General features: G+C 76.4%; 17 protein-coding genes. 9 read left to right on the top strand and 8 right to left on the bottom strand.

Annotated features, from left to right (window positions below):
- The first annotated feature begins 148 nt into the window (after positions 1–148).
- From ABZ621_RS36190 to ABZ621_RS36160, 7 genes are all read left to right on the top strand, one after another.
- Entirely contained in the window at positions 149–1,513 is a 1,365-nt protein-coding gene (locus ABZ621_RS36190) for a helix-turn-helix domain-containing protein (protein ID WP_360611226.1), read from the top strand.
- 139 nt (positions 1,514–1,652) lie between these two features.
- Positions 1,653–2,045, top strand: a complete 393-nt coding sequence (locus tag ABZ621_RS36185) for an STAS domain-containing protein (RefSeq protein WP_360611224.1) — start codon at positions 1,653–1,655, stop codon at positions 2,043–2,045.
- A gap of 22 nt (positions 2,046–2,067) precedes the next feature.
- Complete coding sequence (locus tag ABZ621_RS36180; RefSeq protein ID WP_360611223.1) at positions 2,068–2,625, top strand: PadR family transcriptional regulator; 558 nt, start codon at positions 2,068–2,070, stop codon at positions 2,623–2,625.
- 110 nt (positions 2,626–2,735) lie between these two features.
- Entirely contained in the window at positions 2,736–3,941 is a 1,206-nt protein-coding gene (locus ABZ621_RS36175; RefSeq protein ID WP_360611222.1) for a DUF2306 domain-containing protein, read from the top strand.
- Positions 3,938–4,834, top strand: coding sequence for a hypothetical protein (locus tag ABZ621_RS36170; RefSeq protein ID WP_360611221.1), 897 nt, complete (start codon positions 3,938–3,940; stop codon positions 4,832–4,834). The genes ABZ621_RS36175 and ABZ621_RS36170 overlap by 4 nt, the downstream gene beginning before the upstream one ends.
- 10 nt (positions 4,835–4,844) lie before the next feature.
- Positions 4,845–5,585: an isochorismatase family protein gene (locus ABZ621_RS36165; protein ID WP_360611219.1), complete on the top strand. Its 741-nt coding sequence runs from the start codon at positions 4,845–4,847 to the stop codon at positions 5,583–5,585.
- Complete coding sequence (locus ABZ621_RS36160; protein ID WP_360611217.1) at positions 5,582–6,100, top strand: GNAT family N-acetyltransferase; 519 nt, start codon at positions 5,582–5,584, stop codon at positions 6,098–6,100. Before ABZ621_RS36165 ends, ABZ621_RS36160 begins: the two co-directional genes overlap by 4 nt.
- 25 nt (positions 6,101–6,125) lie before the next feature.
- Here the strand turns inward: ABZ621_RS36160 and ABZ621_RS36155 are convergent, their stop codons facing one another.
- The 6 genes from ABZ621_RS36155 to ABZ621_RS36130 form a co-directional block, all read right to left on the bottom strand.
- Positions 6,126–6,731 carry an alkylhydroperoxidase gene (locus tag ABZ621_RS36155; protein WP_360611215.1) on the bottom strand — a complete coding sequence of 202 codons (606 nt, stop codon included), beginning with the start codon at positions 6,729–6,731 and terminating at the stop codon, positions 6,126–6,128.
- Complete coding sequence (locus ABZ621_RS36150; RefSeq protein ID WP_360611213.1) at positions 6,728–8,098, bottom strand: cytochrome P450; 1,371 nt, start codon at positions 8,096–8,098, stop codon at positions 6,728–6,730. Before ABZ621_RS36150 ends, ABZ621_RS36155 begins: the two co-directional genes overlap by 4 nt.
- Positions 8,095–9,753: an FAD-dependent monooxygenase gene (locus tag ABZ621_RS36145; protein ID WP_360611212.1), complete on the bottom strand. Its 1,659-nt coding sequence runs from the start codon at positions 9,751–9,753 to the stop codon at positions 8,095–8,097. Before ABZ621_RS36145 ends, ABZ621_RS36150 begins: the two co-directional genes overlap by 4 nt.
- 4 nt (positions 9,754–9,757) lie before the next feature.
- Complete coding sequence (locus ABZ621_RS36140) at positions 9,758–12,979, bottom strand: ferritin-like domain-containing protein (protein ID WP_360611210.1); 3,222 nt, start codon at positions 12,977–12,979, stop codon at positions 9,758–9,760.
- On the bottom strand, positions 12,976–14,556 hold the full coding sequence (locus tag ABZ621_RS36135) for an NAD(P)/FAD-dependent oxidoreductase (RefSeq protein WP_360611208.1): 1,581 nt from the start codon (positions 14,554–14,556) through the stop codon (positions 12,976–12,978). The genes ABZ621_RS36140 and ABZ621_RS36135 overlap by 4 nt, the downstream gene beginning before the upstream one ends.
- A 143-nt stretch (positions 14,557–14,699) precedes the next feature.
- On the bottom strand, positions 14,700–16,361 hold the full coding sequence (locus tag ABZ621_RS36130) for an FAD-dependent monooxygenase (protein ID WP_360611206.1): 1,662 nt from the start codon (positions 16,359–16,361) through the stop codon (positions 14,700–14,702).
- A gap of 389 nt (positions 16,362–16,750) precedes the next feature.
- On the opposite strand from ABZ621_RS36130, the gene ABZ621_RS36125 reads away from it, so the two are divergent.
- Positions 16,751–17,227, top strand: a complete 477-nt coding sequence (locus tag ABZ621_RS36125; protein ID WP_360611204.1) for an SSI family serine proteinase inhibitor — start codon at positions 16,751–16,753, stop codon at positions 17,225–17,227.
- Positions 17,228–17,397: 170 nt separating this feature from the next.
- Positions 17,398–19,590: a SpoIIE family protein phosphatase gene (locus ABZ621_RS36120; protein ID WP_360611202.1), complete on the top strand. Its 2,193-nt coding sequence runs from the start codon at positions 17,398–17,400 to the stop codon at positions 19,588–19,590.
- A gap of 3 nt (positions 19,591–19,593) precedes the next feature.
- On the opposite strand, the gene ABZ621_RS36115 is transcribed toward ABZ621_RS36120, so the two are convergent.
- Positions 19,594–20,223, bottom strand: a complete 630-nt coding sequence (locus ABZ621_RS36115; RefSeq protein ID WP_360611201.1) for a DinB family protein — start codon at positions 20,221–20,223, stop codon at positions 19,594–19,596.
- Between the two features lie 99 nt (positions 20,224–20,322).
- Complete coding sequence (locus ABZ621_RS36110; protein ID WP_360611199.1) at positions 20,323–20,817, bottom strand: Lrp/AsnC family transcriptional regulator; 495 nt, start codon at positions 20,815–20,817, stop codon at positions 20,323–20,325.
- Between the last annotated feature and the right edge of the window lie 320 nt (positions 20,818–21,137).

Here is a 21,137-nt window from a genome sequence, read left to right as displayed (position 1 = left end):
ACGTCGGGTCCACAGTGCGGTCACCGGCTCCGGCCGGACCAGGGAGGCGGAGCCCGTACGCCGGAAAACGGTCACGCTCGTGACACCTTCCGGCGCACCCGCCTCACGCACGTCGACACCGTCCGCAGCCCACCGAAGGGGGAGCCCCGTGCAGGAGTACGCGCCGCCGTCGCCCCCGCCGGGCCCCGGCGGGGCCTTCGCCCGGGCCCCGTGGCACGAACTGCCGCCCGGGCTCGCCGCGCTCATCCGGCCCCGGATCGACGCGATCGTCGCGGAGATGGTCGAGGCGATCCGCGTCGAGGTGGCCCCCTACCGCAGGCCGCCGGACTCCGCCGTCGGGCGGGACCTGGTGGAGTCGATACGCCGCGCCCTGCACCAGTTCGCGGAGCTGGTCGAGCACCCCGACAGCCCGCAGGACCACCACCTGCGGCACTTCAGGGAGCTGGGCCGGGTCGAGTACCGCAGCGGGCGGACGACGGACGGCATCCAGGCCGCGTTCCGGGTCGGCGCCCGCGTCGGCAGCCGCCGGTACGCCGAGGTCCTCCAGGCCGCCGCCCTGCCGCCCGAGCTCGTGCTGCCGCTGCACGAGGCCGTCCTCGTCCACATCAACGCCCTGTCCAACGAGGCCGTCGCAGGCTTCCGGGCCGAGCGGCTGCGGTCCGAGGGCGAGCTCAAACGGGCCCGCCGCACCCTGGCCGAGCGGCTCCTCGAACCCCCGGGGCCCGGCGCCGACCGGCCGTCGCCGAAGCCGCTCGCCGAGCGGGCCGGCTGGCCCCTGCCCCGCACCCTCGCCTGTCTCCTCGTCAGGCCCGGCGGCGGCCGGCTCACCGTGCCCGGCGCGGACGCCGGACTCCTCGCCGCCCAGCGGGGCAACGACCTGGTGCTGATCGTGCCGCTGCCGGAGCCGGAGCGGGGCGGAGGGACGCGGCAGGGGCCGGCCGGGCCGCTCGACCGGATCCGTACCGCGCTGCGCGGCCGCACCGCGGCCCTCGACCCCGCCGTCGCGCCGGACGACGCCTGGCTGTCCCTCCAGTGCGCCCGCGCCGCCCTCGACCGCAGGACGGCGGCCGGTGCGGGCGCCGGCGGTGGCCCCTCCGGCACCGGGCTTCCCGGCGGGGGCCTCTCCGGCGCCGGGCTTCCCGGCGGTGGCCTCTCCGGCGCCGGGCTTCCCGGCGGGGACTTCGTCCTGGCCGAGGAGGAGCTGGGGGAGCTCCATCTGCTGCGGGCCGCGCCCGTCGGCCGGCTGCTCGCCGCGCGGGTCCTCGCTCCCCTCGCGGAGCTGTCGCGCGGCCGGGCCGACCGGCTCGCCGAGACCCTGGAAGCGCTGCTCATGTCCTGGGGCCGCACCGCCCCCGAGGTCGCCCGGGTGCTCGGGATCCACCCGCAGACCGCCCGCCGCCGGCTGCACCGGCTCGACGCCCTGTTCGGCGAACGGCTCGCCGACCCGGCCTTCCGCTTCGAGGCCCTCCTGGCCCTGCGCACCCGCTCCCTCCTGGGGGAGCGGCGCCCCTGACACCTCGTACGCGTGTCCGACATACCTATGGACGCGTATTCACCGGATCCGGTGACTGAGGCCAAGGCGAAACGTCCCTCCCGCCCCGACTACGGCCACGCTCGACCTGACACTTGGACCCATCCCTGTGGAGCGTCCGATGCAGCTGATCCCCCGTCATGACCCCCACCTCGCCGTCCGCGCGGCCGGCGCCCTGACCGTCGCCGTCCTCCGCGGCGAACTGGACCTCGTCCTCGTCCGCCATCTGCGGCCCGAACTCGACGCGCTCGTCCGCGAGGCCGACGCCCTGGCCGTCGACATCCGCCCGCTGGGCTTCTGCGACGCCACCGGCCTCGGCCTGCTCGCCCACTGCGCGCGGAGCGCCCGCGCGCGCGGGGCGCACTTCCAGCTCGTCTGCGACCAGCCGTGGATCCTCCGCCTGGTGCGCCTCACCGGGCTCGACGAGCTGCTGCGGCCCGAGCCCGTGCTGCGCCCGCTGCCCGCGCCACCGCTGCCCGCCGGTCCCCGCGCCCGGGCGGAGCATCCGGTCTGAGGCCCCGCGATACGGTCGCGGCATGTCTGAAGTCCGGCTGACCACGCCCTCCTTCCTCGTCCTCGGCATCATCGACGCGCTGGGCGAGGCCAGTCCGTACGACGTCAAGGTCGAGGCGGCGAGGACCGTCGCCCCCTTCTGGTCCGTGCCGCACGCCCAGGTCTACGCCCAGTGCGACCGCCTCCTGGAGGCCGGGCTGCTTTCCGAGGTGCGCCAGGAGGGCGGCCGGAACCGGCGGCTGATGCGGCTCACGGAGGAGGGCGCGGCGGCGCTGCGCGGCTGGCTCGCCGACCCCTCCTTCGTCCCGGTCGAGGCGCGCGAACGGGGCATCCTGAAGCTCTGGTTCGGGGCGAGTCCGCGCGTCCACGCCCCGGTCCAGGTCGCCGAGCACCGGCGCACCCTGGAGGAGTACGAGGGGCTGGCGGGCGAGGTCGGCGAGTTGCTGAGCCGCGGGCAGCGCGAGGCGCTGGAGTTCGGCATCCGGTACGAGCGGATGATGGTCGACTTCTGGCGCTGGGTCGGCAGCCGCGAGCCCGGAGAGGGCCCGGCGGAGCGCGGGGGCGGTCCTGAACAGCGCTGACCCCTGGTAACACGATTTTGTTACCGACCGGTTGACCCCGGCCGGGACCGGCCCTACCTTCCTCCATAGTCCAGAGTGGACTATCGCGCACCTCGCAGAGGAGGACCGCCGTGGGGCGTCCCACCAGCACCAGACGCGGAAGGGTGGCCGTCGTCGCGCTGACCGCGGTCTGCCTCGCGTACGCGCCGATCGCGTTCACCGAACTCTGGCCCTACGCCCGTCCCGGCGCGCCCGCCGTCGGCGAGTGGCTCCTCGCCCGCGCGGTCTCGCCCGAGTTCGTCGCCGACGCCGTCCGCGACCGCCTGGGACCGTACGGCCGCAGCCTCGTTCCGCTGATCGTCCACTCCGTCCTCGGCGGCCTCCTGATGCTCCTGGGCCCCGTCCAGCTGCTCAGCGCCGTCCGCCGCCGGATCCGCCTCCACCGCGCCCTCGGCGTCGTCTTCGCCGCGACCGTGTACGTGTCGATGGCCGGCGCCGCCGTCTACCTGGTCCGCACGCCCCCGGAGCGGGCGTTCAGCGGCGCCGCCTTCTGGATCGTCCTCGCCGTCATCCTGGTCGGCACCGTCGGCAGCGTCACCTTCGGCACCCTCGCCGCCTACCAGGGCTTCCCCGACCTCCACCAGCGCTGGCTGCTGCTCTGCTACGGCTTCCTGATGACCGCACCGCTGCTCCGCATCGAATGGAGCCTCCTGCCCGCGTTCTACCCGGGCCTGTCCCTCCAGGACGTCAACCGGGTCGCGATCATGCACCTGGGCGCGCTGGTCTCCTTCGGGGCGCTGCTCGCCACCCGCGCGCTCGACCGGCGCACCTCCGTCCCCGGCCTCACCGGCACCTGGGCGCCGGGACCCGTGATGGTCCTCGCCCACCTCGCGGGCGCCGCCGGCCTCGCCGCGCTCGTCCCCGCCTTCCTCGACCAGGGCGCCGCAGGACGCCGGCTGCTCCTCGCCTACCTGGTGCCGTACGCGGTCGTGTACGCCGTCCTCGCCGCCCGGGCCGCCGGCGCGCGCCGCGCAGGCAACGGCTGGGCCCGCGAGGAGTGGCGCCTCCACCTCGCCGCCCTGCTCCTCGCCCCCGCCTTCTCCGCGGTCATGGTGCCCGTACTGGAACGGGCCATGGGCCTCGACCGGGCGACCGCCCTCACCGCCGCCGCCGGCATCGGCTGCGGCATGCTCGCCTACACCGCCGTCACCGTCGTCGCCCTCCGCGTCCTCGCCGGACGCGAACTCCTGCGCCGCCGCGCCGCGCAGTCCCCGCCGCCCGAGGTGCCCGAACCGGCGCTCAGCGGCGCCGCCGCGACCGGGGAGGAGAGCCGATGAGCAGCCCCGGCCGCCGTCCCGGACGCGAACTCTCCGCCGCCGTCGCCGTGATGGGCACCGTCGTCGGCGTCGTCAGCCTCGGCGTCGGCGCCCTCCTCGCCGTCGCGGCCCTCACCGGGCACGCCGTGGGCGCCTGGGCCTCCCCCGAGGCCCTCAGCCCCGGCCTCATCGGCGCGGCCATGGTGGGGGTGGCGCCCGCCCTGCTCACCCTGGGCCGGGCCGACGACTGGGAGGAGGCGCGGAGCCTCTACCTGCCGCTGGTCGTCGTCATGACCGGCCTGCTCGCCGTCACCCTCCTCAACCTCGGCTCCCTCCGCGTCGCCACCGGCGGCCCGCTCTTCCTGGTCCTCTTCAGCCTCGGCTGGGTGCCCGTCGTGACCCTCCTCGCCCTGGCCTCCGCCGGCTGCCTCGCCGCCCAGTACCGTCGGCCGGCCGGGGCGGCGCCCACGGGCCGGACCGGGACGGCGGTGCCGATGCCCGCCTGGTCCAGGCCGCTGCTCGCGGTCCTCGGCTCGGGGTGGCTCGGCATCGGCGCCGGGCTCCTTTTCCTCCCCGGCTTCTGGGGCGCGTTCGTGCCGTGGACGGTGCACCGCGCCGACGCCCAGGGCCTCGGCGTCTGGGCGCTCTCGCTCGGCGTCGGCGTCCTCGCCTCGCTCGCCGAGGACGATCTGACGCGCAGCCGCCCCGCCCTGCGGGCCGTGCCCGCGGTCGCCGTCGCCTGCGGGACCGTGCTCGCCGCCCGCGCCGCGGACGTCGACTGGGGTTCGGGCGGCGCCGTCTCCCTCCTCGCGCTGCTCGGAGGGCTGTTGGTGACGGGGGCGACCGGGCAGCTGCTGCTGCGCGGGGCGGCGAGGGCCGGAAACCCCGTGGAGCGGCCGCACCAGGCCGCGTGATGATGACCGCATGATCGCGCAGCCCGCCTCGCCCGCCTCGCCCGCCACGTCCACCACGTCGCTCCCGCCCGACTCCCGGCTCCCGGCCGGTGCCCCGCTCCCGGCCGTTGCCCCGCTCCCGGCGGAATCGCCGCTCCCGCCCGTCGACACGCTGCTCGTCGTCGACGTGCAGTCGGCCTTCGTCACCGGCGACGGCGCCGTGCCCGACGCCGCCCGGCTCGTCGACCGCACCGCCGGGCTGATCGCCCGGGCCCGCGCCGCCGGCGCGCTCGTCGTCCACCTGCAGAACGACGGGCCGCCCGGCGCGGAGGACGAACCCCACACACCCGGCTGGGAGCTGCACCACCCCGTCGAGCCCGGACCGACCGAGCTCGTGATCCGCAAGCCGTACGACGACGGCTTCGAGGAGACGGCCCTCGGCGCGGTGCTCGACGGGCACGGCAGCCGCGCCGTCGCCGTCTGCGGGGTGATGTCGGAGATGTGCGTCCGGGCCACGGCCCGTACGGCCCTGGACCGCGGTCACCGGGTCGTCGTCCCGTACGACGGCCACGCCACCCAGGACTGCCCGGCCGTCCCCGGCGTCGCCGACGCGGTCCCGGCGGCGGTGGTCTCCCGCGTCGCCGCGTACTCCCTCGGCTCCGACGCGGAGGTCACCGACCCGGCCGCCGCCGTCTCCTTCACCGCCCCGTCGCGTCCGGCGGCCCCGGCCCCGGCGCCGTCGCCGAGCGGCGTGCGAGGATCGGCCACATGATCACACTGCACCACCGTCCCGCCGGCGAGGCCGACCTCGCCACCCTCGTACGGCTCCGGGACGACGCCGCCCGCTGGATGCTGGAGCGGGGCGTCACCGGCCAGTGGCGGCCGGGGGAGCTGGACGAGGACCACTTCCGCCGGATCATGGCGCACGGCGAGGTCTGGCTCGCGGAGCGGGACGGGCGCCCCGCCGGCGCCTGGGAGCTGTGGTGGGACGACGAGGACGCCTGGGGCCCGCAGCCGCCCGTCGCCGGCTACGTCCACCGGCTCATGGTGGACCGCGCCGTCGCCCCCGGGGCCGGGCGGCTGCTGCTGGCGGCCGCCGAGGAGCGGGTGGCCGCGACCGGCCGGACCCGGGTGCGCCTGGACTGCCTGTCCACCAACCCGAAGCTCACCGCCTACTACCAGGACGCCGGCTACCGCGTCGTCGGCCGGAAGGACGGCAAGCCGCAGCCGGGCGGCCCGGCGAAGTCCTTCACGCTGATGGAGAAGGAGCTCCCGGCGGCGGCCTGACCCTCCGCCGCTTCCCTTTCCCCCGTCACCCGTTCCCTTCCTCCTCGTCCGGCTGGATGCCGGCGAGGAGGTTGAAGGCGCCGGTGAGCAGGTTGAGGCTGACGACCCCGACCACCTCGGCGACGACCCGGTCGCTCCACCCGTGCGCCCGCACCTCGGCGATGTCCGCGTCGCCGAGGGCGGCCGGTTCGGCGAGGACCTTGAGGGCGAGGGCGATCAGGGCGGCCTCGCGCGGATCCGTCGAGGTGCCCTGACGGGCCAGCGCGATGTCCGTCCCGCTCAGCCCGGCGGCGCGGCCGGCCGACTCGTGCGCGGCGCGGCAGGTGCCGCAGCCGATCCACTCCTGGACGGCGAGGGAGAGCTTCTCGCTCAGCGCGCGCGGGATCTTCACCCGCTTCATCGCGCGGGAGAGGCTCAGATATCCCTCGATCAGCGCGGGCGAGTGGGCCATCGTGGAGACCATCTCGCCCGCCGAGCCGTGCCGTTCGACGATGTCCGCGAGGAGTTCGCGGGCCCGGCCCTGGGCCTGGTCGGGGGTGAGCGCCGGCAGGCGGCGCGGGCGGGCCGTGGTGGCGGTCGGGGTGATGCCGGTCGTGGTGATGCCGGTCCGGGTGATGCCCGTCGTGGTCATGCGCTCCTCCTCTGTATACCCATGGGGGGTATAACGGGAGGGCGGGGTCGATCGTTCCCGGTCGCCGCTTCCTCTTCCGCTTCCTCACCCTCCCCCCCTTCCTCTTCCTGCTCCCGTGTCCGGAGGACCAGCCGGGACGGGCCGTGGAAGACCCAGTCGGGGGCGTACTCCACCTCCACGAGCGGGCGGGCGTCGGGCCGGAGCAGGGGCAGCCGGTCGAGGAGCACGGTGAGCCCCGTCTCCGCCTCCAGGCGGGCGAGCGCCGCGCCCGCGCAGTAGTGGATGCCGAGCCCGAAGGCGCAGTGCCGGCCGGTGGCCCGGCGGATGTCGAGGACGTCCGGGTCGGGGAAGGAGGCCGGGTCCCGGTGGGCGGAGCCGATCACCGCGACCAGCCGGTCCCCGCGCCGGACCCGCCGCCCGGCGAGCTCGGTGTCCCGCCACGCCCAGCGGGTGACCATTTGCACCGGCGGGTCGAAGCGCAGGAACTCGTCGACCGCCCCCGCCACGAGCCCCGGCTCGGCGCGGAGTTCGGCGACCGTCCCGGGCCGGGCGAGCAGGGCCAGGACCGCCTTCCCGAGGAGCCCGGTCGTCGTCTCGTGCCCGGCCGTCAGGAGGTGGACGCAGGTCGACGCGAGGAGCCCCGGGGTGAGGGCGGGGTCCTCCCGCGCGGCCGCCGCCAGCGCCCCCATCAGGTCGCGCGGCTCCCCGCCCGCCTCCTGCCGGGCCGTCAGCGCGGTCGTGAAGTAACGCTCCAGCTCGCCCGCCGCGTGGTCGGCCCGCGCGAGGCCCGCCCCCGTCCGGTCGCCGCGCGTGCCGCCCGCCTCCTGGAGCGCGAGCGCCCGCTCCCGGAACCACGGCCACAGCCGGCCCTCCACCCCGAGCACCCGCGCGATCACGAGCAGCGGGAACGGCGCCGCGAACCCGCCCACCACATCGACGGCCGGCCGCGCCGCGAGCGGTGCCGCCAGCTCCTCGGCGATCTCCCGCACCGCCGGCCGCAGTCCGGTGACGGCGGCGGAGGCGAGCGGCGGGTTCACCCGCGCCCGCAGCCGGGTGTGGCGGGGCGGATCGAGGAAGACCAGCCAGTTCTCGACGACCCGCCGCAGCGTCTCGTACCCCTCCGGTATCGGCGCCGCCCGCCCGGTCACCGGGGACCTCCGCCGGTACGCGCGCCCCGCGAGCACCCGTGCCACCTCCGCGTACCGGAAGAGGTACCAGGTGACGTCCCCGGACCCGTCCGCGCCGCCGCCGGGCGACGGCACGGCATGGACGGGGTCCCGCTCGCGGTACCAGTGGTAGACCGGGTACGGATCCGCCAGGTCGAGCAGCCCCGGATCGAACGGCGCGAGCCGGTCCGCGCCCATCATCCGCCCCCGTCCGTCCGCGCCCCGCCGGTGGCGGGGCCGGCACCGCGCACCAGGTCGGCGAGGGCGCCGGGGTCGGCGGGCGGCCGGGACCCCCGCCAGGCGACATGGCCGTCCGGCCGCACCAGCACATAGGGATGCCCGTACCGGCTCCGTGGCTCCGTGTCCCCGGGTGCGCTCCACACGCGCAGCGGCACCCTCCGCGCGGCGAAGGCCCGTTCCGTCCCCTCGGTCCCCGCCGTGCCCTCCCCGTCCCCAGCGTCCAGGCGGAGCAGGGTGAACCCCGGGCCGAACAGGTCCAGGGTGGAGAGCCCCGGTGCCAGCCACACGTGCGGTGCCCGGCCGCCCGGCACCGCCGCCCGGTCCCACTCCGGCCGGCCGGCGGTCCCGGCCGCCGCGACCGGCTCACCGCCCGTGCCCTCCGCGACGATCGGCGACCGGTACCGGTGGGCGAAGTGGGCGTCGGGCGCCTCGAACTCGCGCCGGGGGTCGGAGGCCGCGATCCGCCGCCCCAGCTCCGCGCGGGTCTCCGCGCCGCGCGGCGAGTCCTCCAGGAGCGCCGCGGCGATGCGCCGGTCCAGGGTGCGGCGCAGATTGCGGTGGCTCTCCTCCAGGCCGGCGAGGGCGACCGGACGCCGTTCGCTCCCGTACGCGTCGAGCAGCCCGGGACCCGCCCAGCCGGCCAGCTCCGCGCCGAGCTTCCAGCCCAGGTCGGCCGCGTCGCCGATCCCGGTGGCCAGGCCGAAGCCGCCGGAGGGGGAGAGGGTGTGCGCCGCGTCCCCGGCGAGCAGCACCCGGCCGTCGCGGTAGCGGGCGGCGACCCGGTGCGTCAGGTGCCACTGGGCGTCCGAGAGGATCTCCACCGGCACGTCCACGGCGAGCGCCCGGCGGACCACCCGCAGCGCCTCGGCCGGGCCCGGGGGACAGGTGAGCCGGTACAGGTCCCGGCCGTCCATCGCCCGCAGCGGGTAGCGCAGTCCGCCGGGTTCGGTGACGAAGTGGACCAGGGCCGCCCGCCCGCCGAGCCGGTCGCCGAGGCCCGGCGCTCGGAAGAGGACGTTCCGCAGGGTGCGGGTGGCGTGCCGTTCGGGCGAGGCGATCCCGCACGCCTTCCGCACCGGCGAGGCCGCCCCGTCGCAGCCCACCAGATACCGGGCGTACACCGTCGTCACCGCCCCCGCCGCGTCGGTCAGTTCGGCCCGCACCCCGTCCTCCGTCTGCCGGAAGCCGGTCAGCCGGGTCCGCAGCCGCACGGGGCCGTCGGGCCGCACGCCGAGCCGTCGCGTCAGCAGCGGCACGAGCCAGTGCTGGGGGCAGATCGCCTCGGGCTCCGGCGTGTGGACGGGCGGCGGCCGCTCGGCGACCGTGCCGAACCGCAGTCGGTGCAGCTCGTGCCCGCCGACCGCCGTCACCCAGGCGACGTCCAGGGTGTGCCCGGCGGGCCAGCCGGCGCCCCGGATCGCGTCCGCCACGCCCCAGCGGCGGAACAGCTCCATCGCCCTCGGCCCGACCGTCGACACCTTGGGGTGGGTGATCCGGCCGTCACCGGCCTCCGCCAGGACGAAGTCGACCCCCCGCCACGCCAGGTCGAGCCCGAGCGCCAGCCCCACCGGACCGCCGCCCACGACGAGCACCTCGGTCTCCTCCACCACCGTCATCGGCTCACCTCCTCCCCTCCGCCGCGAAGTACTCCGCGTACCAGGCCATCAGCTCCGGCACCCGGTCGGGGACGCCCGGGCACTCCCGGGCCATCGCCGCCAGGTGCCGGAAGCGCATCGCGAAACCCCGCCGGGCCACATCGGGCCTGGCGATGTGCACGGGTGGTTCCTCCAGCTCGAAGGAGGGGCCCGCCGTCCGCCCCCGCCACCCCGAGTCGAGCGTGACGAGGAGCTCGGCCAGCGGCCGCATCATCCCCGTCATCACGTCGATCGAGGCGTTCATGAGCCGGGAGCGGCGCAGGCTCGCGTCCGGACTCTCGCCGAAGTGCTGGACCATCAGCTGGAGCATCAGGAAGTAGCTGCGGTTGAACAGCCGCAGCACCTGCCGGGCGTGCGCGTAGAGCACGGCGGCCCGCCCCGGATGCCCCGGGTCTGCCGTGGGGTTCCGCAGGGCCGGGTAGGCCGGCTCCCACGGGGCCCCCTGCCCGCCGGGCCCGTCGGCCCGTTCGGCCATGAGGAGTTCGGCGAGCCGCACGAAGGTCTCGTGGTGCGAGGGACCGCCGTCCCCCGGAGCGTCCAGGACCCCGCCCTCGCCCTGCTCGGTGACGAAGTCGATGGCGAAGAGGGCGCTCGACAGGTCGTCCACCTCCAGCTGGTAGTCCGGGTGGACGGAGTCGACGGCCGCGCCCAGGAAGAGGTGGTGCTCCCCGCCGCCCCGGCCCCGCTCCACCAGGAAGAGGTCGGGCACCCGGGTCAGCCCGTCCCGGATCGCCGCGTACAGCTCGCTCGGCGACCCGAACGGCGTCCCCGAGGGCGCGGCGCCCCACGTTCCCGCCGCCCCCGTCCCGGACCCCGCCGTCCCCGTCGAGCCGCCCGCGAGCCGCTCGGGCCGCTCGATCGCGATGAACCGCTGGAGACTGCCCAGGTGCAGCGGCTCCAGGGCGAATTCCAGCGGCAGCGGCAGCCGGCCCGGCGCACCGAAGTCGATCGCGGGCACGTGGAAGGGCTCGCCCATCGCCATCAGCACGTTGTTGACGACCAGGAAGTGGATCATCTCCTCGCGGGCCACGTCGAGGAGGCTGTCCCTGATGCCCTTCGCCAGGGTCTCCCCGCCGTCCCCGCACGCCAGCCGGAGCTGCCGGGGCGTCCACACCCCGCTGCGGACGTACGCGAACCCCGTCCCGTGGGTCGGGACCGTGTACGCCGCGTAGAGGTACTGCAGCGAGGTCGCCAGCTCCACCGTGACCGCCTGCCACAGCGCCGCGCGCAACTGGCCCCGGGTCGTGATGCGCGGCTCGGCCGCGCGGCGCGGCGCGGGCGCCGCCGGGGCGTGCGGCTGCGCCGCCGCACCCAGGGAGCGCAGATAGGAGAGGAGGAGCCGGGCCTTGGGCAGCGTCAGGTCCCGGGTCGGCGGCATGTAGTAGGTGCGGTCCTTGTTCGCCGGATCGCACATCTGCCAGACGAGCTTCGCGTACGTCTCCACCTTGCAGCGGTCGGCGAGGCTGAACACCTCGTCCCGCATGAACGGGAACAACTGCTCGTAGTACGCGAACACTTCGCGGTGCAGCAGCTCGAAGTCGACCTCGGACGGCAGCACCGCGTCCAGGTGCCAGTCGTCGGGCAGCACCCGTACGGCGGCGCCCCCCGCCCACGACCAGAAGCCGAGCGCGTCCCCGTCGTCGTAGCAGGCCGCCGCCGAACCGTGTGCCGCCGCGTCGACCGGCGGCAGGTCCTCCTCCCCCGTCGAGAACAGCAGCCGCGCGGTGCCCGGCCGCGCCCCGTGGACGGTGAACCAGCCGTACCCCTCCGCGTCCGTCGCCACCCGGCACGCGGCCCCGGCCGACTCCGCCTCGGACCCCTTCCGGCCGCCCGGCCGCCCGGCCCGGAGCCGTACCACCTCGACGTCCCCGGTGCGGGCGCCCGGGTCGGACGCCGCCGGATCCATGGGCAGGGCACGCGGGTTGGGGTACTGGCGCACCTCCACCGCGGCGAGCGGCCCCGGCCGGCCGCGCAGGAAGCTCCGCACCGGCACCTCGACGGCGTGCTCGTCACCGCGCTCGGCGTCCGGATGGTCCAGGATCAGCGCGGCCTCGTCGGTGAGCACCACCGCCTCCCGCTCGCGCAGGACGACCCCGGTGCCGTCCCGCACCACCACGAGCCCTTCCTCCCCGGCCCGGCGCACCGCCTCCTCCGACACCGCGGGCACGGTCGTCACCGTCCCGCCGCGGGCGTCCCGGGGCAGTACCGCGACCGTCAGCCCCGACCCGGCGGTCCGTACTTCGAGCGCGGGCCCGTCACCGCGGCCCGTCCCGCCGCGCGCGTACGGCTCGTTGACCACCACCCCCTCGGGGCCGATCCGCACCGTGCACGGCCCGGGCCCGCCCGCACCGCCGCCCTCCGCCCCGTACGGGACGAGCAGCCGGCCCGCCGGATGGCTGCGCGGCTCGCCGGGACTCCACGGCGCCACGACCCCCCGCAGCCGCCACCGCCCCGGTCCGTCCCCGCCCGGACCGGCCTGCGCCTCTGCCTCTGTCTCCGTCTCCGTCTCCGTCTCCGTCTCCAGGGTGAACTGGACGAGGAGCGCCCCGCCGTCCCGCTCGGCCACGGCCGCCCGCAGCGCCCGGACGGCGGGGGAGTCCACCGCACCCGCCGGCCAGTCCAGTCCCTCGTCCGCCCCGGCCACGCACTGGTGCAGCGCGCGCGCCGCCGGCCGGAAGCCCTGCCAGCGCGGCGGCATGAACCCGCTCAGCCCGCCCAGACACACATAGCCGGCGTCGTGCGACCGGCCCGCACGCCCGAACGCGAACCGGCCGCCCATCAGCGTCGCCGTCCACGCGGACGCCGGATCCACGTCGAAGACCCGCGCCCGGTTCACCGTCGTGCCCAGATAGGGATTGTGATGGCCCCACAGATCCACCGCCCTGCCCACCAGCGGGTCCGACCGGTCGACCTCGCCCGCCCGCCGCTCCACCCCGGTGACCCGGGCCTCCCACACCAGATGCCCGTTCCCCGAGAAGTGCCCGCCGCGCGCGCCCCGTTCCGCCAGGTGCGCGTGGTAGTCGGCCGCCGGGCCCGCCACCCCGAACGGCTCCACCGGAGCGCCTCCGGCCGCGCCGCGCAGCGCCGTGTTCGAGGCCAGGTCGACGAGCCCGGACCGCGGCCCGGTGGGCAGCCGGGTCAGCGCCGTACCGGCGAAGTACACCCGGGGCAGGTCGAAGACGCTCACGCCGCCTCCCGCCCGGCCGGCGCGGGCGCGCCCCGCCACCGCCCGCCCCGGGACGGGCCGCCGCGCCGCCCCTCGTCCCGCGCGATCAGCTCCACCGCCTCCAGGGCCGACTCCACCGCCCCCTCGATCCACGCCGGTTCCGTCGCGCAGTGCTCCCCGGCGAAGAACATCCGGCCCTGCGGCCGCAGCGCCCGCAGCCGCTGCTCCTCCCGGCCCGCCGGGTCCGCGCCCCAGCGGATCGTGCAGCCGCCGCGCGTCCACGGATGGCCGCCCCAGGCCAGACTGGCGACCCCGCGGACCATCCCGCGCCGCAGCAGCTGCGGATGCATCCGGCCCAGCTCCTCGACGACCGTCCGGTGCCGGACCGGAGCCGGCATCCCGCCGAGCACGTCGGCGTCCTCGCCGATCGTGTAGCTGGCGAGCAGCGCCGCCCCGAGCGAGGGGTCGGCTGCACCCTCGGCACCGGCCGGTTCGGCGGTCGGGTAGTACGTCTGCCGGATCCGGCCACCGCTGAACGAGGCGCCGCCCCGGATGCCCTCCCGCTCCCAGAACGGTTCCCGGCAGTGCACGGCCACCTTGGTCGCCGGGCAGTAGACGACCTCCCGGACGGCGGCGAGCTTGTCCTCGTCGAACCCCGCCAGGTGCAGCCCCCGGAGCACCGAGAACGGCACCGTGCACAGCACGTAGTCGCAGTGCCGTACCGAGGACGCCGCGCCGCCGCCGAGCCGCACCCGCACATGGTCGGCGGCGACCTCGAAGCCGGTGGCGGGCTGACCGAGCCAGATCGGCCCCCGGATCCGCGCGGCCAGCCGCTGCACCAGCTGGTCCATGCCGCAGGCGAGCCGCACGAGCCGGGGACTCGTCTCGGTCAGGATGTCGTCGAGGAAGCCGTCGAGCCGGCTGCCGCAGCCCGCCCGGATCCCCGGATGGGCCGCGAACAGCCCGTGCACGTCGATCCGGTCCTTGCCGCCGCCCCGCAGATGCGGCGTCAGATCGATCTCGTCCACCAGGCCGAGCAGCCGCCCGCCCAGGTCGGCACGGAGTCCGTCCCGCAGCGCGGGCGGGGCGACCGCGTCCACGACCGCGGCGAGCCAGGCGCCGAAGACCACCGTCTCCTCCCGGAACCCGGCGAGCCCCAGCGAGGACCGCACCTCGGCCACCAGGGCGCGCGGCGCGTCCCGCAGCCGCACGTGCCCGCCGCCGGTCGCCAGGAAGGCGTTCTCCTCCGACAGCAGCGTCCGGAACGGCCGCACCTGGTCGGCGAGCCCGAGATGGGCGACGTACCCCATGGTCCGGTGGTGCGCCGTGGGGATCCGCATCGCGCCCAGCTCCACGAACGGCGCGCCCTCCTGCGCCCCGAAGCGGTGGGTGCGCACCCGCCCGCCGAGCCGCAGGCTCCCTTCGAGGACCTCGACGCGGAACCCGCGCCGCTCCAGCTCGTAGGCGGCGACGAGCCCGGCCATCCCCGCCCCCACGACGGTCACCGTGCCGCCGGCACACGGGCGCCTGCGGGGCGACGGACCGGGACGGGGCCGGGGGACGGTGACGGCGGAGGGGTGGAGGGGCGTGGTGGGCATCAGGATCCGACTCCCGGACGGTTCGGTGCGCAGGCTCTGGGACGAGACGACGAAGCGGGACGACGAGAAAGTGGCGAGGCGACCAGGCGACTGGGCGACGGGGCACGAGGCGCGGTTCGGCGCGGGCGCGGGACGGCGCGGGCTCAGGCCCGGCCGTCGACGCCGTCGGCTCTCGCTCCGGCGGCGAGCGCCGCCACGTACTCCCGCAGCGGTTCGACCCCGCCGAGCGGGGCGACCAGGCCCACATAGCCGTCGGGGCGCACCAGCCGCAGCTCCGCCGGATCCCCGAGCGCCGCCTCCGCCCGCGCGTCGGCGGGCGTCACGGGCAGCAGGCGTACGGGGATCGACCCGGCGCAGGCCCCGCGCAGCGCGCCGAGGGTGACGGCGTCGGCCCGGTCCGCGCGCAGCACCAGCGTCCACGCCGCGTAGGCGAGCAGCCGGTGCAGCCGCACCGCCTCCCCGGGACCTCCCGCGCCGGGCCCGGGCTCCGCCGGGACCACGGAGGCGTCCGGCATCCGGTCGCCGGCCCGCGCGCCCGAGGCCCGGCCGGAGGCGGGTACGCGCACCGAGAGCGGGCTGTCGCGGTGATGGCGCACCAGGTCGCTCAGCCGCAGGTCGAGCCGGCGCTGGAAGCCGGACCTGGCCAGCGCGGCGGGCACGGTCGCGGTGAACGCCCGGTGCCCGAGGGGCGGCAGCGGCAGCTCCATGAAGTTGAACCGCATCTCCCGGATGTACCGCAGCGCGAGGAGCCGCTGCTCCGCGTCGTACGTGTCGAGCAGCGCGTCCCCGGCCTCGCCCCGGTGCACGGCGGCGAGTTTCCAGGCGAGGTTGTGGGCGCCGAGGATTCCCACGTTCATGCCGTGGCCGCCGACCGGCGCCCACGCGTGCGCCGCGTCCCCCGCGAGCAGCCCGCGCCCGCTGCGCAGCCGGGCGGCCACCCGGTCGCTGAAGCGGGCGCGGTTGAGCCAGCGGGACGGGGCGGGGGCGAGGCGCAGCCCGGGCATGCGGGCGGTCTCCGCGACCAGGTCGCGCAGTTCGTCGAGGGTCGGGGGCGTGCCGAGCGCGGGATCCGGGTCGTCGCGGAAGCAGAAGAAGCGGTAGCCGCCGTCGGGCAGCGGGAAGACGAGGAGCGCCCGGCGCGGCGCCAGGAAGATGTGCCCGCGTCCCGGCTCCTCGGGCAGCGGCCAGGTCGCCAGCGCGTTGCCCTGCACGACCTGGAGGCCGGTGCGGCGGCGGCCCTCGAAGGCGATGCCCAGCCGGTCCCGCACCACGCTGCGGGTGCCCTCGCAGCCCACGATCCACGACGCGCAGCCCGACTCGACCCGCCCGTCGCCGTGCCGCAGGGTGAACTCGGCCCGGTCGTCGTGCACCTTGACGTCGGTGAGCTCGGTGTTCCACTCGACGCGGGTGCCGAGGCCGGCCAGCTCCCCGGCCAGCAGGCGCTCGATGACGTGCTGTTCGATGTTGAGCGGGCGGGCGAAGGCGGAGTGCGCCCAGCCGGTGGTCAGCTCGCCCAGCGGCCGGCCCCGGGCGTGCACGGTCACCGCGCCCAGTTCCACGCCGTGCGCGTCCAGGACCGCGCCGACGCCCAGCGCGTGCAGCGCCTCCCGTGCCCGCGCCCACAGCACCAGCGCACGGGCCTCCCGTTTCGTCTCCGGCGCCGCGTCGACGATCCGCACCCCCAGGCCGAGCCGACGCAGCCCGATCGCGAGCGTCAGCCCCACCGGACCGGCCCCCACCACACAGACGTCCACACCGCCGTGTTCGACGTGTCCCGTCGTGTCCCCGCCCCTGTCCCGCTCCACGTGCCCACCCCTCCCGTTCGTGCTCACGGACCAGAGTGCGGCCAGGAAGATCGGCTTCGCCAGGGCGTGCGGAGGGGCGCCAGACGCACATGACCAGCGATGATTACGTCCTGTGCAACCATTGGCCCGTTTGCGTGACCATCGACGGATTCCGGCCGTCCGGTCGGGTGCGGGAATCGCGACGGGCCCCGCGCGCCAAGGCCCCTGCCGCCCCGACCTCACGGAATCGGCCACTCCGTGAGCCGTACGACCCTCCCCTCCGTTCGGCGGCCGTGGCGTGGACTCGCCGCGCGGACCCCCGTCGCGCGGCGAGTCCACGCCACGACGCGTCCCTCCGGCCCCGCGCGGGCGGACGGTGACCCCCGGTCCCCGGGGCTCGTTGACCGGACATGAACACGCACATCCCCGCGGCCCTGCTGGCCGCCCTCTTCCTCGCCGCACCCGCCGTCGCCACCTCCGCGGCCGACGGCGGACCGGCCGTCGCCCAGCCTGCGACCCCGGCCATCCCGACGCCGGCACCGACGACGCCGGCCACGACCCTCCGGCTCACCGTCACCGGCCCCGCCCAGGCCACCACCGCCCCGTCCCCCGAATCCACCGCCGCACCCGCGCCCGCCGCGCGCACCGTCACCCTCCACTGCGACCCGGCCGGCGGGGACCACCCCCGCGCCGACGCCGCCTGCGCCGACCTCGACGCCTCCCAGGGGCGCGTCGACCGCGAGTCCGACACCGCGTGCATCCTCCTGTACGACCCGGTCGAGGTCCGCGCCGAGGGCGTCTGGCGCGGCCGGCCCGTCTCCTTCGCCCGCCAGTACGGCAACACCTGCGAGCTGAACGCCCGCACCGGCGCGGTCTTCGCCTTCTGACGCCCGCTGATGCCCGCTGATGCCCGCTGACGTCCACTGGCGCCCCCGACCCTCGCGGTAGGCGGGCGCTCACCGAACGGGGGCGCCTCGCAAGCCCCCCGACGGCACCTCGGCTAGGGTGATTCGGTAGGGATTGCCCCCTGGGGCCAGGCCGAGGCGTAGGTCGATGCGTGGATGCTCATCAGTCGTCACCGAGCAGGGTTCCGCAGCCGCCGCGGGCGGCCGTCGGGGACGCGGGCGTGCTCCGGGAGCTGCTCCCCATCGCGCTGTGGCGCGAGGACGCCGAGGGGCGGATCGTCGAGTGGTCGCTCGCCGCCCAGGACCTGCTCGGCCACCGTCCCGAGCACGTCCTCGGCCTGCCCGCCTCCCCGCTCCTCGTGCCCGACGCCAACCGCGAGCTCGCCGCCCGGCTCACCCGCCGCGTCCAGGCCGGCGAGACCATGGTCGGCACCCTCCCGGTCCGCCACCGCGACGGCCACACGGTCCCCATGGAGATGTGGATCGTGCCCGCCGCCGATCCCACGGGCCGTCCCGGCGCCATGCTCATCGCCGTGGAGACCTCCGAGGTCCTGCGGATGCGGGAGAACCTCGCCGCCATGGAGAGCCTCTTCACCCAGTCGCCCATAGGGCTCGCCCTGCTCGGCCCCGACCTGCGCTTCCTGCGGGTCAACGACGCCCTGGCCCGGATGAACGGCGTGCCCGCCGCCGAACACGTCGGCCGCCGCCTCACCGAGGTCGTCCCCGGGGTCAACGCCGCCTCCCTGGAGTCCCTGATGCGGCAGGTCCTCGACTCCCGTACGCCGGTGATCGACGCCCGCCGGGTCGGCCGCACCCCCGCCGACCCCGGCCGCGACCACATCTGGTCCTGCTCCTACGCGCCCCTCATCGACCGCGGCACCCGCCCCCTCCCCGGCGGGGACAACGCCGCCGGACACGGCGCCCCGGGCCAGGGGCACGCCGCCTCGGGGCGCGCCGCCCCCGGGCACGCCGACGGGATGGCGGACCCCGCGCGCACCGGCCGCCCCCTCGGCCTCATCGCCTCCCTCGTCGACATCACCGAGAGCCAGGAGGCGCACCTGGAGGTCGAGCGGGCCCGGCACCGCTTCGCCCTGCTCGCCGAGGCCGGCGCGCGCATCGGCACGACCCTCGACCTGCGGCAGACCGCCGAGGAGGTGGTCCGCTTCCTCGTGCCGCAGCTCTGCGACTCGGCCGACGTGCAGATGCTGGAGGCGGTCCTGGAGCCCGACGACCCGGCCGCCTCCTCCCGGGGCGTGCTGCGCCGCATCGCCGCCGTCTTCCCCGAGCCGGTGCCCCCGAGCCCGCTCCTGGGCCCCGGCCAGACCTTCCAGCTGCCCGCGGGGTCCGCGTACGAACGGATCGTCCTCGACGGCCGGCCGACCTTCCTCACCGACGACGACATCCCCGTCCTCTTCCCCGGCAAGGCCGCCGAGTCGCTGCGCGAGTACCTGTCGACCCGCTTCGGCTCCGCCCGCACCGTGCCCCTCGTCGCCCGCGGCCAGGTCCTCGGGGCCGTCACCGTCACCCGCCTGAGGAGCCGGGAACCCTTCGACGACCAGGACGCGGTGCTCATCGACGAGGTCGTCGCCCGGGCCGCGCTCAACATCGACAACGCCCGGCTCTACACCACCCAGCGGGCCGCCGCCCTCGCGCTCCAGCGCAGCCTCACCAACAGCGCCCTGCCCGCCGTCACCGGCCTCGAACTCACCGGCCGCTACCTCCCGGCGAGCGCCCACGACGTCGGCGGCGACTGGTTCGACGTGATCGAACTGCCCGGCGGCCGTACCGGGCTCGTCATCGGCGACGTGATGGGCCACGGCATCCACGCGGCCGCCGTCATGGGCCAGTTGCGCACCGCCGTGCGGACCCTGGCCCGCCACGACATCGCGCCCACCGAGATGCTGCGCTCCCTCGACGCCGTCGTCGCCGACCTCGGCGAGGACACCATGGCGACCTGCCTGTACGCCGTGCACTCCCCGGCCACCGGCACCTGGACGATCGCCCGGGCCGGCCACCTCCCGCCGGCCGTCGTCACGCCGCAGGGCGCGGTCTCCTTCCTCCAGGGTCCGCCGGGCACGCCGCTCGGCACCGGCGCCCACGACTTCGGCACCGAGGAACTCCCGCTGCCGCCCGGCGGCCTGCTGGTGCTTTACACGGACGGGCTGATCGAGGCCAGGGACCGGGACCTCGACGAGGGGATGCGCGAGCTCGGTCGCGCCCTCGACCGGGCCATCGACCGGTCCGGCGGCACGCTGGACGAGGTGTGCGACGGGGTCCTGGCCCGGCTCCTCGTGGACCCGGCCCAGGACGACGTGGCCCTCGTCCTGGCCCGCACGACCGGCTGACCGTCAGCCGGCGGGGCGGTCGAGGACCCGGTAGAGGTCGCGCAGGAGGGCGATCTCGGCGCCGTGGTGCAGGAGTTCCTGGTTGACCCACCACACGACCTCCAGGAACGGTTCCTCGGGGTCGCCGCCGTGCGGGTAGGAGCAGTGCCCGACCGTGTCGAGGTCCTTGTCGTCGACGGAGAGCAGCGCGGCCCGCCACGCCCCGGCGGACGCGTCGAAGTCGGCGATCGCCGCGGCCGCGTCGCCGGGGATGCGGTAGTCGTCACGGGTCAGCGAGCGGGTCCCGTTCGTGTGGTCGGCGCGGAGCGCGAGCAGCTCGCTGAGGTGGGTGAGCCGCCAGGCGAGCGTGGTGAACGGCGGCGGCACGGGATGCGGATACGGGGAGGTGTCCCGGCCCCACTCGCCGGTGCCGGTCAGCAGCGCGGCGGCCGGACCCGGGCCGTCGGCCCGCCGCCGTACGGACCAGCAGCCCGGCGCGGGCTCCCACCGGTACTCGGCGTCGGTCATCGGGCCCACCGGCACGTCCGTGCCGTTGCCGCTGTTCACCACCGGCCCCGACAGACGGTCCGTCAGCCGCTTGCGGGCGAAGTCGAATTCGGCGAGCAGGGGCGCGAGGCGGTCGGGTATCGCCATGGGGCGGCTCCGGTACGTGAGGAGGTGCGCGGGTGCGAGAACGCCCGTACCCTGCCACGCCGCCGCACGCCCCGCACGCGAGTTACCGGGCGTCCCCGCTCACCTGCCGCCGGTCCGCCGCTCCGCCCCGCTCCGGCCCATCGACTCGACCAGCGGCAGCATCCGGTGGGCGACCCGCTCGCGCAGCGCGATCTCGGTGCGGGTGCGGACCACGCCGGGCAGCTGGATGAGCCGCTGGATGACGTCCTCCAGGTGGCCCGCGTCCCGCGCCACCACGCGCGTGAGCAGGTCGCCGCCACCGGTGATGGAGAACGCCTCGACGATCTCAGGCACGGCCGCCAGCGCGTCGCCGACCTCGTCGAGATGGCCCTGGGTGACCTCCACGTGCACGAAGGCGAGCACCGGATGGCCGAGCGCGGCGGGGGAGAGGACCGGTCCGGTCGCGGTGATCACCCCGTCCCGCTCCAGCCGGTCGATGCGTGCCTGTACGGTGCCCCGGGCGATGCCCAGGAGGCGCGCGTACTCCCGCACGCTGGTGCGCGGCTGCTCGATCAGGAGCCGCAGGATGCGGGTGTCGAGTTCGTCCACCGCCATGGCGTGCCGGCCTGCCTCTCCGTGCCCACCGGGGCGGGGCCGCACCGGTGTGATGGTCAGCCCGGCGGGGTGATCCGCCGGAATGATCCCGACTTTACCCAGCGGGTGCGCCGCCGCACCCGGCACGTGGGCCGTGTGAGACGGCGCGCGTACCGCACCCCGGCACCGTCCGGGGTCGTCCGATCGGCTGACCCCCCGGTCCGCCGGGCGGGGCCGGACGACCAGCCGCCGGGTCGACCGTCCGGGTCGTGTGCCGGACCCAGGATGGAGGCAGAGCGGGACGGCGACCGTGCCTCCCACCGAGTCGGAGGAGTGTCCGT

The sequence above is a fragment of the Streptomyces sp. NPDC007863 genome (assembly GCF_040633895.1).
GTDB lineage: Bacteria > Actinomycetota > Actinomycetes > Streptomycetales > Streptomycetaceae > Streptomyces.
Note: the sequence above shows the minus strand (reverse complement) of the source record. Positions and strands in the feature narration are given on the sequence as shown.

What these genes read in the sequence shown, in the direction of transcription:
- ABZ621_RS36110 (WP_360611199.1), bottom strand. Translation starts at nt 20,817, where the DNA reads ATGGCGGTGGACGAACTCGACACCCGCATCCTGCGGCTCCTGATCGAG.
- ABZ621_RS36165 (WP_360611219.1), top strand. Translation starts at nt 4,845, where the DNA reads ATGATCGCGCAGCCCGCCTCGCCCGCCTCGCCCGCCACGTCCACCACG.
- ABZ621_RS36155 (WP_360611215.1), bottom strand. Translation starts at nt 6,731, where the DNA reads ATGACCACGACGGGCATCACCCGGACCGGCATCACCACGACCGGCATC.
- ABZ621_RS36135 (WP_360611208.1), bottom strand. Translation starts at nt 14,556, where the DNA reads ATGCCCACCACGCCCCTCCACCCCTCCGCCGTCACCGTCCCCCGGCCC.
- ABZ621_RS36180 (WP_360611223.1), top strand. Translation starts at nt 2,068, where the DNA reads ATGTCTGAAGTCCGGCTGACCACGCCCTCCTTCCTCGTCCTCGGCATC.
- ABZ621_RS36125 (WP_360611204.1), top strand. Translation starts at nt 16,751, where the DNA reads ATGAACACGCACATCCCCGCGGCCCTGCTGGCCGCCCTCTTCCTCGCC.
- ABZ621_RS36115 (WP_360611201.1), bottom strand. Translation starts at nt 20,223, where the DNA reads ATGGCGATACCCGACCGCCTCGCGCCCCTGCTCGCCGAATTCGACTTC.
- ABZ621_RS36150 (WP_360611213.1), bottom strand. Translation starts at nt 8,098, where the DNA reads ATGATGGGCGCGGACCGGCTCGCGCCGTTCGATCCGGGGCTGCTCGAC.
- ABZ621_RS36170 (WP_360611221.1), top strand. Translation starts at nt 3,938, where the DNA reads ATGAGCAGCCCCGGCCGCCGTCCCGGACGCGAACTCTCCGCCGCCGTC.
- ABZ621_RS36160 (WP_360611217.1), top strand. Translation starts at nt 5,582, where the DNA reads ATGATCACACTGCACCACCGTCCCGCCGGCGAGGCCGACCTCGCCACC.
- ABZ621_RS36185 (WP_360611224.1), top strand. Translation starts at nt 1,653, where the DNA reads ATGCAGCTGATCCCCCGTCATGACCCCCACCTCGCCGTCCGCGCGGCC.
- ABZ621_RS36145 (WP_360611212.1), bottom strand. Translation starts at nt 9,753, where the DNA reads ATGACGGTGGTGGAGGAGACCGAGGTGCTCGTCGTGGGCGGCGGTCCG.